Below are 15,042 nucleotides of genomic sequence, written 5' to 3' on the forward strand. Positions count from 1 at the left end.
CAGTCGGGGCGGCTCCGACCCCAGGTGTCGCCGGTGTGCCCGCCTCAAAACTCGACGTCGTGGGCGAAGACGGTCGTGTGACAGGAGTAGACCCCCTGGCCGTTGGCCGCGACGGACAGCGGTTCCGCCTGCGACGTCCCGCCCTGTGCGAGCACCTCGCCCGAGTCGGGGGCGAGCCCGCGGAAGTGGTCCGCGTGCCGGAGGACGACCGCGTCGCCGGTCGACACCAGGCTGGTGACGCCGTCGAGGTTCTCCTCGGTCGTCCACGCCACCTCCCCGGCGGCGGGGTCGACAGCGTGGATAACCTCGTTGCCGGTCATGTGAAACGCCAGTCCGCCGGCGGAGACGATCCCATGGGAACTCAGTTCCGTCTCGACCGGGACGTCGGTTCGGTCGCCGGTCTCGACGTCGAGCAGGGTGTAGGCGTCCCCGTTGGGGGCGACCAGCGTCCCGTCGACGACGGTCGTGTCGAACAGTTCCAGGTCGGGGATCGTCCAGCGCCGTTCGCTGCCGACGTCGACGCTCAGGTCGTGGCCGACCACCCCGGCGTTGTCGCTGGCCTCCCAGCGGCCGACGACGACGCGGTCGCCCTCCCCGTCAACCCACTTGACCCCCGGCACCTCGGTGAGGCTCCCGTAGAGCCCCCCGTCGGGCGTCATGACGTACAGGCCGTCGTTGAAGTTCTGATACTCGTGGGGCACGACGACGTACTCCGTCAGCGCAAGCATCGGGAGCCGGTCCGACGCCCCCTGCCGCTGGCCGGCCTTCTCGCCGTTCGCCTGGTCGACGGCGTACACCGTTCCCGGCCCCTGCCGCGCCGTGTGGTGGAGGAAGACGTGGGTGTCGCTGACCGCCAGCGCGTCGATGTCACCGCCGTCGGAGAACTCCCAGTTGAGCGTTCCGTCGGCCGTGTCGATCCCGTACAGGACGTTTTCGACGGCGACGGCCAGAAAGTCGTCCCCCGTCGCTGTGATGTACTGGGCCGCGCTCGCGTCCTCCTCGGGCAACTTCCTCTCCCAGAGCGACTCGAACCCCGGCGGTGGCGAGTTCCCGTCCGTCCCGTCGCCGGTCGAACTCCCGGTGCCGTCGACGGTCGCTGCGTCGGTGCTGTCGTCGGGCCTGTCGTCCGAATCGGCCGCGTCGCCGCCGCCCGAACAGCCGGCGAGGGCCGCGGCCCCCGTCGTCGCAACGAGTTGCAGCGCCCGCCGCCGGTCCATCGGTTTTGGCATGGAGGGAACTCGAAGAAGCCGCTGTTAAAACGCGAGACTACGTGATTAGCGTCGCCGGCGCGGTGGTGGTTGCCGCGAGGCCAGCGTCGCGGGTGGACGGAAAGCGCGCCCCGTGACGGGACGTCGACAAAACCGCTGATTACTGCGGCCGTACGTCGGAGTTCCGGCTAGAAGAAATCCGCGAGAGGGGCGAAGTCGGCCCCCGCTGCCCTCACGCCGCGTCGGACGGAGCCGCCTCCTCGCCGTCGGCGACGGACACGGACTCCAGCGTTTCGCTGAGTTCGTCGGCCTGGTCGGCGAGCCGGTCGATGCTCTCGTTCACGCGGGAGAGCGCCGCGGACTGGGACTCGGCGGAGGTCGCCGCGCGCTCGGCCTCGTCGGCCGTCTCGAGGGAGACCTCGGTCGCGCCCTCGACGGTGTCCAGCACCTCGCCGACGGAGTCGGTCTGTTGCTCGGTGGTCTCGTTGATCGCCTGGACCCCGGCGTTGGTCTGGGCCGCTGCCTGTGCGACCTTCTCCAGCGAGTCGACCGCGTCCTCGACGGAGGCGGTCTGCTGGGCGATCCGCTCGCTCGTCTGCTCGGCCTCGTCGACGGTCCGTTCGGTCTGGGCGCGGATGTTGTCGAGGCGCTCCTCGACCTCGTCGGCCGCCTCCTTGGAGTGTTCGGCCAGCTCCTTGATCTGGGTCGCGACGACCGCAAAGCCCTCCTCCTGGCCGGTCCGGGAGGCCTCGATGTTGGCGTTCAGCGCGAGCATGTTCGTCTCCTCGGCGATCTCCCGGATCGCGTCGACCAGTTCGTCGATCTGGGTGACCTCGGCTTCGAGCTGTTCGAGCGCGTCGACGGTCTCGGCGGACTGGGTCTGGATCTCGTTCATGCCGTCGATCGCGTCGTTGGCGGCGTCACGGCCGGAGCGGCCGACCTCGGCGGTCCGCTCGGCGATGTCGGCGACCTCGGCCGTCGAGACCGACATTTCCTTGACGGTCGCCGAGAGGTCGCCGACCTCCTCGGTGGCGCGTTCGAGCTCCTCGGCCTGGGCGTTCGACTCCTCGGATATCTCGTTCAGCATCACGTGGACGCGGTCGGCGCCCTCGCTGACCTCCTGGGTCGAGAGGGTCACCTCGTGGCTGTAGGCGGCGACCTCGTCGGCGAACCCGCGGATGTCGGCCAGCGTGGTCGCCACCTCGTCGAGGAGCGCGTTCACCGCCGCGGCCGTCGTGCGGGCCGTCTCGTCCGACCGCTCCTCGTCGACGCGGGCGGTGAAGTCGTCCTCGTTCGCCGCGCGCTCGACGCACTTCTCGACGTCGGCCGCGACGGCGTCGTACTCCCGGACGCGACGGCGCAGCGTCGCGAGGTCGGCTTCGAGGCCGTCGACCTGCTCCCGCAGCGCCGCCGCCTCGCCGACGCGGTCGTTCAGTTCGCTCGCCGCGAGTTGGAACACGGGGCGGCTCCAGTCCCCGTCGATCCGTGCCCCCGACTCCCGGGTTTCGAGCGCCGTCCGGAACGCCTCGCGTTCGCCGGAGTCGGTGCTGGCGCGCCGCGCGGACAGCGCCGTCCCGACGACGACGCTCGCGAGCACGCCGGCCCCGCCGGCCGCTGCGACGGTGGGGTCGGTGTTGCCCGTCCCGACGAGCGCGCCGCCGAGGACGAGGCCGCCGGCGAGCAGCGTCGCGATCCCGAAGCCGAGCGTCCCGAGGCCGGACCCGCCGTCGTCGGGTGCGGCGTCGTCAGGTGCGGCGTCATCGGGTGTGGCGTCGGACGCCATCTCAGTCACCCGCCCCTCCGGCGGCCGGCGTGGGGGAGACCCGCTTTACGCTGAACGTGCAGCGGTCGTCGCCCTCGAGCATGCACGTGTGTTCCTTGTAGCGGAACTCCTCGTCGTAGTAGTCGCCGACGCCCTCGATGAGGCCGGGGATCCACTGGCACCACTGTCGCTGCGAGCCGTAGACGATCTTCAGCGTCTCCTCCTCGATCTTCTCGATCCGCAACACGGGCGGCGTCATCTCGCCCATCCGGCGCTGCCGCAACTGGGTGTGGATCGCCTCGATCTGGGTCAGCAGGTCGAGCCCGTCCCAGTGGGGTTCGACGTACGCGCTCCCGTAGATCTCGATGATGGGCTCGATGATCCACTTCCCCCAGTCGTACATGAACGTCTTCATCGAGGTGTCGGTGACGTCCAGCGCCGCGTCCAGCAGGTCGACGGTGACTTCCTCGTCGTACGTCGTGACCGCGACGTACATCTCGCCTTCACGCCCCGCCCGCGCCTGTACGTCCTCCCACGTCTCCGCGTCGTACTGCTCGACGACGTAGTCCTTCAGCGTCTTCAGAATGATCCCGTGCATCAGCGACGATCCCCACGACCGGAAGAGCGGTCGCTACGGCCCAACGACGGCTGCACATTCCCTTTCAGTGCCAGTATCAGTTCGAGAACCATACTGCATAATGGTCAAGAAGGGAAAGTATATAAAACCACAGTTGTCCAGTACGGGGATGCTAGGAAAAACCAAACACCGCATTGACATCTATTAACGGGGGCAGGAAGTTCCAAACACCACGAACGGTCGGAACCGCCGCGTGGCCACCCCACGTACCGGGCGACAGCGCCGACCGGGGATAACCAATTAGTCCTTCGCACCGTATGGCGGGCGTGACACGGGGGGACGGGGAAGCCGACGCGGAAGCGACCGGAACCGACGACGCGGGACCCGCGATGCGACGCCGCCGGCTGCTTCGGACGGGCGTCAACCTCGGCGCGAGCGCCGCGCTCGTCGCCGGGTTCGGGGCGGACTACGTCTCGTCGCGGGACCTCGACACGATCACCTACGCGATGGTGCGGCCCGACCCGGGGTCGCCGGAACTCGAACCGCGAACCAAGGAGGTGCCCGCGGCGTGGCACGAGAGCCTCCGGATCGCGTTCGAGGCCAAGGAGCGACTCATACAGGCGGGCGCGGAGTCGCTGGTGGGGGCGTTCGTCGTCCCGGGGAGCCACGACGGGCCGGCGGCGAGCCTCTCGGTCGACGCGACGGAGGAGAACGTCTCGGACGCGCTGGCCGACCCGTCCGACGGGGTGGACCTGTCGGTGAACCTCCTGGAGGGGGTCCCGCCCCAGCCGGACGCGGACTCCGACCGGGCGGACGCCTATCAGCTCCCGTCGCTGTCGTCGGGTCGGGTCCCCGGCGGCGTCGTCTGCGAGACGGACGCCGGCCACGGGACGCTCACGCCGGCGCTGTACGGCGAGAGCGGGTCGCCCTTTTTCGGGACATCGAACCACGTGTTCGGCGAGGGCGGGACGATGACGACCGAGCACCGTGGCGAGCCGCTCGCGGTGCTCGTCGACGGCGACCCGCACGTCGTCGGCACCGTCGCGCGGGGGTATCCGACGGCGGACCTGGTGCGGGTCGCGCCGACCGACGGGTTCGAGCCGCGGTCGGCGATCCAGCGGGCCTCGCCGCGGCGGGTCGTCGGGCAGTACACGAGGCTGGGGCTGGCCGACCTGATGGCCCGGGGCGAGAAACTGACGAAGGTCGGGTCGTACTCCGACCGCACGACGGGGAGCATCGAGGGCATCGACGGCGTCACCTGCTACACGGGGCGGAGCTGCAAGACGGGCCAGCTCAAGTGGGGCGGCCAGGGCGACGTCGTCGACGGCGACAGCGGGTCCGTGAACTACCACGTCGACCCGGAGAACCCGGACGGCGGCGTGCTCGTCGGCGGCCTCAACAACGCCCGCACCTGGTGGCCCGGGGCGGACTTCTCGTGGGGGACCGCCGCCCACCACCTGCTCGACGAGCACGGCCTCCACTTCTGACGGGCGACCTTTACGCCGGTCCGCGTCGACAGGGCGGCCGTGACCTCGACGGACCCCTCTCGGCTCCCGGCCCCGGTCAGCGGGGCGCTCGGCGTGCTCCCGTGGCGCTCGCTCCTGGTCGACCTCGTCCTCGTCGTCGCCTGGGTCGTGGTCGTGTCGGTCGCGTTCCGGGTGGCCGGGTGGCCGCTCCTGGCCTACTACGCGGTCGTGTTCGGCGGCGTGCTGGGCTACTCGCTCCGGGGACGGGCGCTGGCGAGCCGACTGCGCGGCTGACGGGGCGCGGGGCGGTCAGCCCCGGCGGCCGTTCCCACGCCCGTTCGACCCGCCGTTCCCGCGGCCCCGGCCGCGCTCATCACCACGCCCGTTCCCGTCGCCACCACGCCCGTTCCCGCCGCTACCGCGTCCACCACCACCGCGTCCGCCGTCCCCGCCGCCGTCGGATCCGTTTCGGTCGTTGCCGCGTCCGCGGCCACGGCCGTTACCGCGCCCGGGGTTGCCACCGCCCTCGTCGCCGCGCCCTTCCGGCGGCGAATCGCCGTCGTCCTCGCCTCCGCTCGAAGCGTCACCGTCGCCGCCCGGAGCGTCGCCCGGCCCATCGTCCCCGGAGTCGCCGCCCCGGTCGTCGCCGTCCGCCCCGCGGTTCCGGTCGTCGGCACCGCCGTCGCGGCGTCCGGCGTCGCCGGAGTCGTCCCCCTCGCTGCCGACGATCCGCACGTCCGCGGTCCCGACGACCGAAACCCCGTCCGCCTTCCCGACGAGTTTCGCGGCGTCGTCGCCCGCGGAGAACCCCGCCTCGGCCGCCCGGAAGTGGAGGACGAGCGCCCCGTCGGCCGGGTGGCCGCCGTGAACGGGGCCGGCCCCGCCGCCGTCGTCGACGACGGCCGGCGGGCCGAACCGCACCGTCCCGGCGTCGACCGCCGCGGGGTCGACCGCGTCGCTCCGGACCGCGACCGGGATCACGCCTCGGCTCCGGGGGTTGACCGTTGCGGCGTCGCCGCTGCCGGGCTTCACGTCGACGTCGACTTCCACTTCGTCGGGGGCCTTGTCGCCGCCCTCGTCCCCCCCGCCGGGGTCGCCACCGCCGCCGCAACCGCCCGCGCGAACGACCAGTTCGCGGTCCAGCGCGAGCGGGACCCGTTCGGGCGACGCCCGGCCGTCCGGGAACGAGAGGAACTGCCAGTCGGTGACCTCGCCGTCGTACGGCCCGTCGGCGAGCGCGGCCGCCCCGTTGAACGCCGGGTCGACCGCGAGCGCGAACTCGTCGCCGAGGCCGCGGAGCGCGCCGCCGTCGGTCCCGCTGTCGCCCCACGTCCAGTCGATCCGGTGGGTGGTCCCGTCGACGGCCCAGCGGTCGTAGTTCCTCTCCGCCGGCTCCCCGGTGTCGGGGTCGAGGTACAGGTCGTCCTTCACGGCCCACGACGCCCCCTGCGGGACGCCCTCGACCCGCCACGAGGCCGCCCCGCCGCCGTCGAACGCCCCGTGGACGACGACGAGGCTCAGCCCGTTCGGCCCGTCGTAGAGGAAGCTGACGGACGTGTTCGACCGCTGGAGGTCCCGGGTCCCGACCGAGCCGTAGTACGGGCCCGATCCGGGGTCGGTCGCCCCGTTTTCCCCGCCGAAGCGGTCCGGGATGCGGAGGTCGTACAGCCGTTCGACCGGCCGGTCGCCCGACAGGGGAACGACGGGCGTACAGGTCCCGCCCTGCGCGACCGCGTGCGTCGCCTCGGCCCGGGTCGCGCCGGTCGCGGCCGACGGGACCGCCGTCAGCGCGGCCGCGCCGCCGACCGACCGAAGCAGTGTGCGCCTGTCGAGCGTCGACTCCGAGTTCGACATGAGGGGCGGTCGCGCCCGTATCCGCATTGTAATGCCGTTCCGAACGGTCGCTAGCCACCGGTTACGGCCGGCGGTGCGGCGGACCTCCCCAGGCTGGTGCGGCCCGGCGAACGCCGGGCGGCGCTGCCGCCGACCCCGGCGCGCGGGCCGTCACACCCCGCGTGGGTCCGCGGTCAGGCCGCGGGCAGTTCCGCGACGAACACGGTCCCGGAGGGCTCGTTGTCCTCGACCCACAGGCGGCCGCCGTAACGGTCGACGAGCGTGTCGACCATGTGGAGGCCGCCGCCGTGTTCGCTGCCGGCGCTCGGCTCGAACACCGATCGCTTCTCGTCGTCCGGGATGCCCGAGCCGTCGTCCGCAACCCGGAGCGTCACGGCGTCGTCCCCGTTCTCGACGGCGACGCGGATCCGCAGGTCGTCGGTGTCGTTGTGCTCGGCGGCGTTCTCGACGAGGTTCCGCACGACGGAGCGCAGCGCCGCGTTGCCGACGACGGGGGCGCGCTCCGGGAGGTCCGTCTCGACGCCGACCCGGAAGGCGTCGCCGACCCGGTCGGACGTCTCCGCGGCGATGGGCACCAGGTCGACCGCCTCGAAGTCGGGGTCGTCGCCGAGCGCCTCGGCGATAGCGCCGACGTTCTCGATCACCGCCCGCGTCTCCTCGGCCTGGTCCCGGATCGCCGTCGCCATGCCGTCCCCGTCCGTCTCGTTTTCGAGTTCCAGGGCGAGCCCGTCGACGACCGCCAGCCCGTTGCGAACGTCGTGGCGGAGCAGCTCGTTGACGAACGACAGCGTGGCGGTCGCGCGGTTCGCCCGCTCGGCGTCCTCGCGGGCGCTGGCGCTGTAGTAGCCCGCGACGGCCCCGCCGATCGCGCCGGTGTCGGCGGCCAGCAGGAGGGTGAAGGCCGGCTCGGCGACGGCCCGCCCCTCGAACTCGCGGATGAGGACGCTCACGCCCATCACCGACAGCGCCGCGGCCGCGCCGACGACGCACCACACGACGACGGTCAGCCGTCGCTCGGGCGAGAGGTCCGTCCGGGCGAGACGTCGCCCGCCGTACACGAGGACGAGCGCGGGCGTGCCGTCGAGCGCGAGCGCGAGCAGCGGGCCGCGGAGCGACCCGATCGCGACCGGCTCCAAAAGGAGGTGCTGGACGACGGCGGCCGAAAACAGAACCGCACCGACCGCGGACAACAGCCACGATGCGTACGCCGCGGCCGCATCGCTGTTCATATCCTGCATGTCGGCGACACCGTAATAGGCGTTCTGGGAGAAATCCGCTAACTCGACGGAGGTTGGGACCGTTCCCCGGCCAGGACGGCCTCACCCGTCCGCCGCCGCCAGCGCGTCCCGGGCGTACCGCTCGTGGTCGGTGTACCAGTCGTCGACCGCGTCGACCTCCTGCCATCGCAGGTCCAGCCCCTCGTGTGACAGTTCGAGGTCGCCGCCGACCCGCTCGCAGCGGTAGAGGAGCGTCACCGCGCCGTGGGGGTCGTAGCCGGACCCGGGCGGCAGTTCGTAGGCGTCGACGAGTTCGACCGGGCGGACGTCGAGTCCGGTCTCCTCCCGGACCTCCCGGACGACCGTCTCCTCCGGAGCCTCGCCCGGGTCGGCGTGCCCGCCCGGCAGGCACCACTCGCCGACGGGGCGTTGCATCGTGAGCAGTCGCCCCTCATCGTCGATCACCGCGCCCGTCGCCCCGAGCTTCGGCGTGACGTGGCCCAGTTCGCCGGCCAGGCGCTCCCGGACCTCCGGGGCGGGCAGGTCGAGCGTCCGGCCGTAGTACTCGTCGACGAGTTCGTCGAGACGCTCGTAGCGCTCCCGGTCGTACGGGTCGTCGGCGTACTCCAGCCCGTTCCCGGCGATGACGCGGAGTTCGTCGAGGAGGGCGAGGAGGTCGACGGCGTCGTCGGACGGGGGCATACCGTCGGATCCACCCGACCGCGGCAAAAGGGTTTCGCGGCCGACCAACGGCTCGCGTCCCCAGAACCGTGGCGTTCGTCGGCCCCGCCGCGAGGGGCGGAACGCCCATCCCCCTCGCGCCCGTACGCACCGCCATGTCACAGGACACCGCCGACGACCTGCCCGAGACCGAGGCCGAGTGGCGCGAGCGGCTGAGCGAGCGGGAGTACCGGATGCTCCGCGAGGGCGACACGGAGCCCCGCGGGAGCGGCGAGTACCTGAACCGGAAGGACGACGGCACGTACGCCTGCGCCGGCTGCGGGGCCGCGCTGTTCGACTCCGAGACGAAGTACGAGTCGGGGTCCGGCTGGCCCAGTTTCTGGGACGCCGTCGACGACGACCGGATCGAGACCCGGCGGGACACGAGCCTCGGGATGACGCGCACGGAGATACTGTGTGCCCGCTGCGGCGGCCACCTCGGCCACGTGTTCGACGACGGCCCGGAGCCGACCGGCAAGCGCTACTGCGTCAACTCCGCGTCGCTGGAGTTCGAACCCGAGGAGTGACCACCCCGACGGCGCTCCCCCGTGACCGGCCGCACCCCCGACACGTCCGGCGATCGAGGGGTGCGAACGCCTAAGGAATCGCGTCGGGGAGGATCCGACATGGACCTCCCGAACCCGACCACCTCCGGGGGCGTGTTCCGCTACCTGATGGCGTTCCTCCTGCTGGTGCTCGCCGTCCTCGTGCTGTACGCCGCCGGCGTCGTCGCGGGGCTGGTCCCGCCGCCGACCTGGTTCCCCGAACCAGGAACCGACGCGGCAGCGTCAACGCTCGGGGCATCGACGCCCGTCCTCGCGGCCCCCGGCGGCCTCACCCGCCCATCTCGAAGTACCGGTCGTAGTGGTCCGCACAGCCGGGGTTGAACGCCGCGCCGCAGTCCGGGCAGGCGTGGTCGCCCTCGACGAACGCCCGGACCGAGAGCGTCGCGCCGCAGACGCCACAGAGGACCCCGGCGGCGTCGAACGCCGCCCGGGGCACCCGCTCGGCGTCGTGGTCGGCGACGGCGGCGTGGCAGCGGAAACAGGGGTAGTAGGCGTCGCAGCAGGCAAAGCGGATCGCCACCACGTCCCGCGGGCCGCCGTAGTGGGCACAGCGGGTCTCCGACCCGACGCCGACGCCCCGGACCGCGCGGCCGGCCACGTCGACCGTGACGCCAGCGGGGTCAGCGGCGTCGCCGTCGTCCCCGTCGTCCCCGTCGTCCGTCATGACTCCCGCGGGCAGTCGTACGTGTCGCGGACGGTGTCGGCCAGCAGGCCGCCCTTCTCGACGACGAGGTAGACGATCACGAACGGCTCGGCGACCGGCCGGATGACGAACGCCTCGAACGGCGGGTCCTCGCCCTCCGCGAGGCGGCCGAGCAGCGGCTCCAGCGGCCTGACGCCGTCGCGGAACTCCGCGAACAGGTCGCGCTCGCCCGCCTGCTCGGCGAACGTGTAGACGACGCCGTTGGCCTCGCCGTCCGTCCCGTACGTCACGTCGGCGTTCATCCCCGCGCCGTCCGCCCGCGCGTCCCGCCACGTCTCCTCGGCGGCCTCGAAGACGGTGTCCGCGCCGTCGACGAACTCGAACAGCGTCCGGTCCCGGACCTCGACGTCGGTCACGCGCGGGTCGCCGCCGTCCCACGCCACCGTGGCGTCGACGCGGTACCCCGGGCGCAGGTCGTCGTCCCCGGCATCGACAGCGTCCCTCGGGACGTACGTGGGGTCCGCCGTCTCCACGTCGAGGAACAGCCACTCCTCGGCGTCGCGGGTCCCCGCTAGGACGCGGAACGTCCCGCTCGTCGTCGGTTGCATGCCCCGTCGTTCTCCCCCGCCGCCTAAAGGGGCGTCGCGTCGCGCCGCGGAAACGCCCGGAAACTCGTATCATATTTATGGTATTCCCTTGGTGAGTAGGCGTGTGTGGGGGCCACATTCAGGACATATAATGACATTGGGTCAATCTTGGGTGTATTATTTCTATGCAGCATAGCTTCTTATACGAGAACGTCGAATCCGTAGTTGAGTCAACATGAGCACGCAACAGGCCATCCAGCAGTCGACCGACGCCGCCCTCCCGACCGAACTCGAATCGCCGCGCGCGAAGCTCGTCTACCTCTACCTCTCGGACGCCGGGGAGACCACCGTCGACGACGTCCAGTCGTCGCTGGGCCTCCGGAAGATGACGCTGTTCGGCGTCCTCGACACCCTGTCGACGCAGGGCTACGTCGAGCGTCGCGGCGACACCGTCGCCGCGGCCTGAACGCGACGAGCGCCGGTTCGGAGACGACGACCTGTTGCTGCCGACGCCCCGCCGCTTTTTCGATTGTTTTCGAGCCCCCAGCCGCGAGCGTCGCCAGCGCGAATGGGTGACGTGGCGTCCGGGCTTCGAAGGGTTTATTCGCGCGCTCGGCCTCAGTCCCCTGTAATAACCATGTCAGACAAGCCCGCCTCGATGTACCGGGAGATCAGCAAGCCGCCGTACACGCGACGCGAGTACATCACCGGCATTCCCGGCTCGAAGATCGCACAGCACAAGATGGGCAACGTCGACACCGACCCCGACGACTACCCCATCCAGATCAGCCTCGAACTCGAGGAGGAGTGCCAGCTCCGCCACGGCGCGCTGGAGGCCTCCCGGCTGTCGGCCAACCGCCACATGCTCAAGGAGGTCGGCCAGGAGAACTACAAGATGATCCTGCGCAAGTTCCCCCACCACGTCATCCGGGAGAACAAGCAGGCGACCGGCGCGGGTGCGGACCGCGTCTCCGACGGGATGCGCCAGGCGTTCGGCAAGGTCGTCGGCACGGCCGCCCGCATCCAGGCCAACGAGCGCCTGTTCACCGTCTGGTGTTCCGTCGAGGACGCCGACGAGGCCAAGGAGGCGTTCCGCCGCGCCTACAACAAGATCTCGCCGCCGTGTCGCGTCGTCGTCGAGCGCGGCGAGGAACTGCTCGTCTCGTAAGCCGACCGCCGACGCTTCTCCGCTTCGCTCCCCCCGGAGCGAAGCCGACGGATCACCCGCTACAAGACTTATCTCCGTCCCGCCTCTCGGTGGGAGTATGTCCCCCGCCTCGTCCCGCCGCCGGGTCCTCTCCCTCGCTGCCGGCGTCCTGACCGCCGGCTGTACGACCGGTCCGGGGTTCGGCTCGGCGACCGACGCGACGACCACGCCCTCGACCGCCACCGACGCCGGGTCCCCGGCCACCGACACCACGACGGCCGAACCCCCGACATCGACGTTCGACTCGACCAGACACGCCGGGGAGACGCCCGACCCCGACCACGAGATATCGGTCCGGAACGAGCAGTCCCGGGAGCGCTCGGTTCGCGTCACGGTCGTCCGCGAGGCGACCGGCGGGACCGTCTTCGAGCGGACCGTCGACGTCGCCGCCGGGGCCACGAGGTCGGTGTACAACCTGAAGCGGGCCGACCCCGACGGCGTCGAGCGGTTCGAGGTCTGCGGGTCGCTCGTCGGCGGGTCCGGCGACTCCGGGTCCGACTGCGTGACCATAGCGACGAGCGAGTGCTACGCCGACGCCGAAATCACCGTCCGGGAGAGCGGCGAGGTCCGGGTTATCTATGCGGTCTGCTGACGCTTCGTCGACGATCCGTGTTGGGGGTCCAGGGACGAGCACGCCCTCGCCGTAGCCGGCGGTTTTTTGCGCCGGCGGTCGCTGGTAGCGGTATGCTCAGACTGGCGGTGGCCAACCGCGAGGAGACGTTCGAGCGGATGGCCGACCCGCTCGCGGAGCGGGGGATCGAGGCCGTCCACGTCCCCGCCCGCGAGCGGACGATCGACCTGACCGACGACGACCTGCCGGCGGTCGACGCCGGCTTCGTGTTCCCCGGCCGGGAGATGGAGGGCGCGGCGGTCGACGCCCTGCTCGGCGTGCCGTGGCTCAACGGCCGCGACGCGGTCCTGACCTCGCGGAACAAGGGCGGCGTGACCGCGGCGCTCGACCGGGCGGGGCTGCCGGTGCCCGACACCGTGATGGTGTCGAACCCCTGCGACGAGGCCGAACTGGTCGACGCGTTCGAGCGGTTCGACCCGCCGGTCGTCGTGAAACCCAACTCGGCGACCCGGGGCGTCGGCGTCGCGAAGGTGAGCGACCTGGACTCCTTCCTCGGCGTCGTCGACTACCTCGACCTGGTCCACGACTACCGGGCGACCGGCGACAAATCCTTCCTCGTCCAGGAGTACCTCCCCGGCGCGACGGACTACCGGGCGATGGTCGTCGACGGCGAGTACGTCGGCGCGGTCGAGCGCCGGCTTCCCGAGGAGAAACTGGCAGCCGGCGGCTGGAAACACAACGTGCACCGCGGCGCGGTCGCGGAGGGCGTCGAACTGCCGCCGGAGCTCCGGGAACTGGCGGAGGAGACCGCGGAGACGCTCGGGATCACGTTACTCGGGGTCGACCTGCTTGTCTCGGACGAGCGGACGGTCGTCAACGAGACGAACGCGCGGCCGACGATAGACGCCGCGACGAAGTACCGCCCCGGCTTCTACGACCGGCTGGCGGCCGCGATAACGGAGCTCAGCTGACGTCGATGTCGGCGGACCCGCCGTCCGCGCGCTCGAAGATCACTTCGAGGACGCCGTTGTTGTAGGTGGCCGACGCGGAGTGCTCGTCGACGCGGACGGGCAGCGAGACGCGCTCGTCGTACTCGCGGCGGTCGCTTGCGGCGCTGACCGTGAGCACCTGCCCGTCGCACTGGAGTTCGATGTCGGCCTTCTCGACGCCCGGCAGGTCCGCGACGACGCGGACCTCCTCGTCGGTCTCGTGGATGTCGACGTGGGTGTCGGCCCCGAACCCGGCCGAGCCCTCGAAGCGCATGTCCGTCCCGTCCGCGCCCATCATCTCGTTCATCATCCGCTCTATCTCCCGGAATATGTCGTCGAAGGGTTCGTCGCGGTCGTCGCGTCGCATGCACTCAGGTAGGGTCAGCGCGGGCAAAAACCTTCTGTCGGCGGCACGCCGGACGGCGGTCGGTCCCGGCGGACGTCGATCTGGCGGCTGTACGACCGTCGCCACGGGCGGCGGCGCCCCGTAGGAAGGGTCGTGCGGGGGTCTCAGATCCCGACGCCGAGCGTCTCGTTCGTCCTCGCCATGCTCTCCTCGGCGTCGGCCAGTTCCGCGACCGCGCGGAGCGCGTCGACGTTCTCGGGGACGACGTCGCTCTCCTGGTGGATCGCCTGGAACAGCGACAGTTCGCCGTCCTCGACGTGGAGCGACTCCTCCCAGACGCAGTTCTCCCAGAGGTCCCCCCGCGGGCGGCCGGCGTCCCGGGCGAACTCCTTCAGCGCCCCCGGGCCGTCGAGGTCCAGCCCCGGCGGGACGAGGAAGATGCGGTCCTCGTCGGCGAACAGGTCCCGCACCTCATCAACGGTCGGGTCGGCCTCCAGGGAGATGGTCAGGCTGTGGACGTGCATCAGCGTCGCCGGCACCTTCAGGCCGGCCGTGTGGATCGACAGGTCGGGGAAGACGGTCCGTACGTCGGGGCCGTGGTGCGAGGGCAGCGACACCGGGTCGGGCAGGATGTCGTTTATCGGGCCGCGGCAGGACTGGTCGGGGTCGCCGCCGCGGCGGACCAGCGTGGCGTGTGCGCTCTCGACGCCGTAGGCCTCGTACAGCGGCGCGAGCAGGCGCGAGAGCCCGGTCGTGTTGCACGAGACCACGCGGACGTAGTCCTCGCCGAGCGCCTCGGCGTAGTTGGCCCGCGCGTTGAAACTGGTCTCGGCGACGCCGGCGTCCTCGGCCCCCTGAAACAGCGCCGGCGTGTCGTGGTCCTCGTACAGCGGGCGGTTCCGTTCCCCCACGCCGCCGGGCGTCGCGTCGACGACGACGTCGCTTTCGGCGACCATGTCGTCGACGGTTCCGTCGACCGCGACCCCCGCGGCCTCGAACTCCCCCACCCCGTTGCCGCCGGCGACGTACAGCGGGTAGCCGGCGGCGACGGCACTCTCGGCGACGTGGTCCGGCGACGTCTTGGCGACGCCGTGGACCGTCATGTCGGGCTGCTCGCGGACCGCGTCCGCGACGCGTTTGCCGATAGTGCCGTAGCCGTTGATGCCCACGTGGAGCATATCTCCCCCTCCCACGTTGAACGGGATAACCTTTTCGCGTTTAGCTGATAGATTTTAACTCATAATCGAGTAGTCCGAACCCATACCGACGGACGTAGCGGCGATATTTGATAGGAACTGTGGGTGAACACCATGACTGATTTCTTATACG

Annotated in this window: 18 protein-coding genes; 8 read left to right on the forward strand and 10 right to left on the reverse strand. The window is 71.2% G+C overall.

From position 1 onward, the window contains the following. Nucleotides 1-44 precede the first annotated feature (44 nt). From EYW40_RS04470 to EYW40_RS04480, 3 genes are all read right to left on the reverse strand, one after another. A complete protein-coding gene (locus EYW40_RS04470; RefSeq protein ID WP_135820398.1) occupies nucleotides 45-1,229 on the reverse strand; it encodes an outer membrane protein assembly factor BamB family protein in 1,185 nt (394 codons plus the stop codon). Nucleotides 1,230-1,440: 211 nt separating this feature from the next. Further along, nucleotides 1,441-2,991: a methyl-accepting chemotaxis protein gene (locus EYW40_RS04475; protein ID WP_135820399.1), complete on the reverse strand. Its 1,551-nt coding sequence runs from the start codon at nucleotides 2,989-2,991 to the stop codon at nucleotides 1,441-1,443. Nucleotide 2,992: 1 nt separating this feature from the next. Next, nucleotides 2,993-3,568: a heme NO-binding domain-containing protein gene (locus EYW40_RS04480; protein WP_135820400.1), complete on the reverse strand. Its 576-nt coding sequence runs from the start codon at nucleotides 3,566-3,568 to the stop codon at nucleotides 2,993-2,995. A gap of 296 nt (nucleotides 3,569-3,864) precedes the next feature. Here EYW40_RS04480 and EYW40_RS04485 point away from each other — a divergent pair, with 296 nt between their 5' ends. After that, nucleotides 3,865-5,034: a hypothetical protein gene (locus EYW40_RS04485; protein WP_135820401.1), complete on the forward strand. Its 1,170-nt coding sequence runs from the start codon at nucleotides 3,865-3,867 to the stop codon at nucleotides 5,032-5,034. A 39-nt stretch (nucleotides 5,035-5,073) separates the two neighbouring features. Next, nucleotides 5,074-5,307, forward strand: a complete 234-nt coding sequence (locus EYW40_RS04490) for a DUF8119 family protein (RefSeq protein WP_202614428.1) — start codon at nucleotides 5,074-5,076, stop codon at nucleotides 5,305-5,307. Between the two features lie 15 nt (nucleotides 5,308-5,322). Here the strand turns inward: EYW40_RS04490 and EYW40_RS04495 are convergent, their stop codons facing one another. The 3 genes from EYW40_RS04495 to EYW40_RS04505 form a co-directional block, all read right to left on the reverse strand. Next, on the reverse strand, nucleotides 5,323-6,867 hold the full coding sequence (locus EYW40_RS04495; RefSeq protein WP_135820402.1) for a hypothetical protein: 1,545 nt from the start codon (nucleotides 6,865-6,867) through the stop codon (nucleotides 5,323-5,325). A gap of 173 nt (nucleotides 6,868-7,040) precedes the next feature. Beyond that, nucleotides 7,041-8,096: an ATP-binding protein gene (locus EYW40_RS04500; protein WP_161973160.1), complete on the reverse strand. Its 1,056-nt coding sequence runs from the start codon at nucleotides 8,094-8,096 to the stop codon at nucleotides 7,041-7,043. A 90-nt stretch (nucleotides 8,097-8,186) separates the two neighbouring features. Beyond that, on the reverse strand, nucleotides 8,187-8,786 hold the full coding sequence (locus EYW40_RS04505; protein ID WP_135820404.1) for an NUDIX hydrolase N-terminal domain-containing protein: 600 nt from the start codon (nucleotides 8,784-8,786) through the stop codon (nucleotides 8,187-8,189). Between the two features lie 134 nt (nucleotides 8,787-8,920). Here EYW40_RS04505 and msrB point away from each other — a divergent pair, with 134 nt between their 5' ends. Both msrB and EYW40_RS04515 read left to right on the forward strand, forming a co-directional pair. After that, complete coding sequence (msrB, locus tag EYW40_RS04510; protein WP_135820405.1) at nucleotides 8,921-9,331, forward strand: peptide-methionine (R)-S-oxide reductase MsrB; 411 nt, start codon at nucleotides 8,921-8,923, stop codon at nucleotides 9,329-9,331. A gap of 99 nt (nucleotides 9,332-9,430) precedes the next feature. Further along, the gene (locus EYW40_RS04515; protein ID WP_135820406.1) at nucleotides 9,431-9,691 is read left to right on the forward strand and encodes a hypothetical protein; all 261 of its coding nucleotides are present in this window, start codon (nucleotides 9,431-9,433) and stop codon (nucleotides 9,689-9,691) included. Here the strand turns inward: EYW40_RS04515 and EYW40_RS04520 are convergent. Together EYW40_RS04520 and EYW40_RS04525 are read right to left on the reverse strand one after the other, a co-directional pair. Then, the gene (locus EYW40_RS04520) at nucleotides 9,639-10,034 is read right to left on the reverse strand and encodes a CHY zinc finger protein (RefSeq protein ID WP_135820407.1); all 396 of its coding nucleotides are present in this window, start codon (nucleotides 10,032-10,034) and stop codon (nucleotides 9,639-9,641) included. The genes EYW40_RS04515 and EYW40_RS04520 overlap by 53 nt on opposite strands. Beyond that, nucleotides 10,031-10,621, reverse strand: coding sequence for a DUF6663 family protein (locus tag EYW40_RS04525; protein WP_135820408.1), 591 nt, complete (start codon nucleotides 10,619-10,621; stop codon nucleotides 10,031-10,033). The genes EYW40_RS04520 and EYW40_RS04525 overlap by 4 nt, the downstream gene beginning before the upstream one ends. Nucleotides 10,622-10,835: 214 nt before the next feature. Here EYW40_RS04525 and EYW40_RS04530 point away from each other — a divergent pair, with 214 nt between their 5' ends. The 4 genes from EYW40_RS04530 (at nucleotide 10,836) to EYW40_RS04550 (ending at nucleotide 13,349) form a co-directional block, all read left to right on the forward strand. Beyond that, entirely contained in the window at nucleotides 10,836-11,066 is a 231-nt protein-coding gene (locus tag EYW40_RS04530; protein WP_135820409.1) for a helix-turn-helix domain-containing protein, read from the forward strand. 171 nt (nucleotides 11,067-11,237) lie between these two features. Beyond that, nucleotides 11,238-11,768: a 50S ribosomal protein L16 gene (locus EYW40_RS04535; RefSeq protein WP_135820410.1), complete on the forward strand. Its 531-nt coding sequence runs from the start codon at nucleotides 11,238-11,240 to the stop codon at nucleotides 11,766-11,768. Between the two features lie 97 nt (nucleotides 11,769-11,865). Continuing rightward, nucleotides 11,866-12,399, forward strand: coding sequence for a hypothetical protein (locus tag EYW40_RS19520; RefSeq protein WP_161973161.1), 534 nt, complete (start codon nucleotides 11,866-11,868; stop codon nucleotides 12,397-12,399). Between the two features lie 92 nt (nucleotides 12,400-12,491). Then, a complete protein-coding gene (locus EYW40_RS04550; RefSeq protein WP_135820413.1) occupies nucleotides 12,492-13,349 on the forward strand; it encodes an ATP-grasp domain-containing protein in 858 nt (285 codons plus the stop codon). Here the strand turns inward: EYW40_RS04550 and EYW40_RS04555 are convergent. Both EYW40_RS04555 and EYW40_RS04560 read right to left on the reverse strand, forming a co-directional pair. Next, the gene (locus tag EYW40_RS04555) at nucleotides 13,342-13,734 is read right to left on the reverse strand and encodes an Hsp20/alpha crystallin family protein (protein ID WP_135820414.1); all 393 of its coding nucleotides are present in this window, start codon (nucleotides 13,732-13,734) and stop codon (nucleotides 13,342-13,344) included. The genes EYW40_RS04550 and EYW40_RS04555 overlap by 8 nt on opposite strands. 143 nt (nucleotides 13,735-13,877) lie before the next feature. Beyond that, nucleotides 13,878-14,891 carry a type II glyceraldehyde-3-phosphate dehydrogenase gene (locus EYW40_RS04560; RefSeq protein ID WP_135820415.1) on the reverse strand — a complete coding sequence of 338 codons (1,014 nt, stop codon included), beginning with the start codon at nucleotides 14,889-14,891 and terminating at the stop codon, nucleotides 13,878-13,880. Nucleotides 14,892-15,042: the final 151 nt, after the last annotated feature.

This window comes from Halostella litorea, assembly GCF_004785955.1.
In the GTDB taxonomy this organism is placed as follows: Archaea; Halobacteriota; Halobacteria; order Halobacteriales; family Natronoarchaeaceae; genus Halostella; species Halostella litorea.

Coding starts and splice junctions, on each gene's coding strand:
- EYW40_RS04470 (WP_135820398.1), bottom strand. CDS start 1,229: ATGCCAAAACCGATGGACCGGCGGCGGGCGCTGCAACTCGTTGCGACG.
- EYW40_RS04475 (WP_135820399.1), bottom strand. CDS start 2,991: ATGGCGTCCGACGCCACACCCGATGACGCCGCACCTGACGACGCCGCA.
- EYW40_RS04480 (WP_135820400.1), bottom strand. CDS start 3,568: ATGCACGGGATCATTCTGAAGACGCTGAAGGACTACGTCGTCGAGCAG.
- EYW40_RS04485 (WP_135820401.1), top strand. CDS start 3,865: ATGGCGGGCGTGACACGGGGGGACGGGGAAGCCGACGCGGAAGCGACC.
- EYW40_RS04495 (WP_135820402.1), bottom strand. CDS start 6,867: ATGTCGAACTCGGAGTCGACGCTCGACAGGCGCACACTGCTTCGGTCG.
- EYW40_RS04500 (WP_161973160.1), bottom strand. CDS start 8,096: ATGAACAGCGATGCGGCCGCGGCGTACGCATCGTGGCTGTTGTCCGCG.
- EYW40_RS04505 (WP_135820404.1), bottom strand. CDS start 8,786: ATGCCCCCGTCCGACGACGCCGTCGACCTCCTCGCCCTCCTCGACGAA.
- msrB (WP_135820405.1), top strand. CDS start 8,921: ATGTCACAGGACACCGCCGACGACCTGCCCGAGACCGAGGCCGAGTGG.
- EYW40_RS04515 (WP_135820406.1), top strand. CDS start 9,431: ATGGACCTCCCGAACCCGACCACCTCCGGGGGCGTGTTCCGCTACCTG.
- EYW40_RS04520 (WP_135820407.1), bottom strand. CDS start 10,034: ATGACGGACGACGGGGACGACGGGGACGACGGCGACGCCGCTGACCCC.
- EYW40_RS04525 (WP_135820408.1), bottom strand. CDS start 10,621: ATGCAACCGACGACGAGCGGGACGTTCCGCGTCCTAGCGGGGACCCGC.
- EYW40_RS04530 (WP_135820409.1), top strand. CDS start 10,836: ATGAGCACGCAACAGGCCATCCAGCAGTCGACCGACGCCGCCCTCCCG.
- EYW40_RS04535 (WP_135820410.1), top strand. CDS start 11,238: ATGTCAGACAAGCCCGCCTCGATGTACCGGGAGATCAGCAAGCCGCCG.
- EYW40_RS19520 (WP_161973161.1), top strand. CDS start 11,866: ATGTCCCCCGCCTCGTCCCGCCGCCGGGTCCTCTCCCTCGCTGCCGGC.
- EYW40_RS04550 (WP_135820413.1), top strand. CDS start 12,492: ATGCTCAGACTGGCGGTGGCCAACCGCGAGGAGACGTTCGAGCGGATG.
- EYW40_RS04555 (WP_135820414.1), bottom strand. CDS start 13,734: ATGCGACGCGACGACCGCGACGAACCCTTCGACGACATATTCCGGGAG.
- EYW40_RS04560 (WP_135820415.1), bottom strand. CDS start 14,891: ATGCTCCACGTGGGCATCAACGGCTACGGCACTATCGGCAAACGCGTC.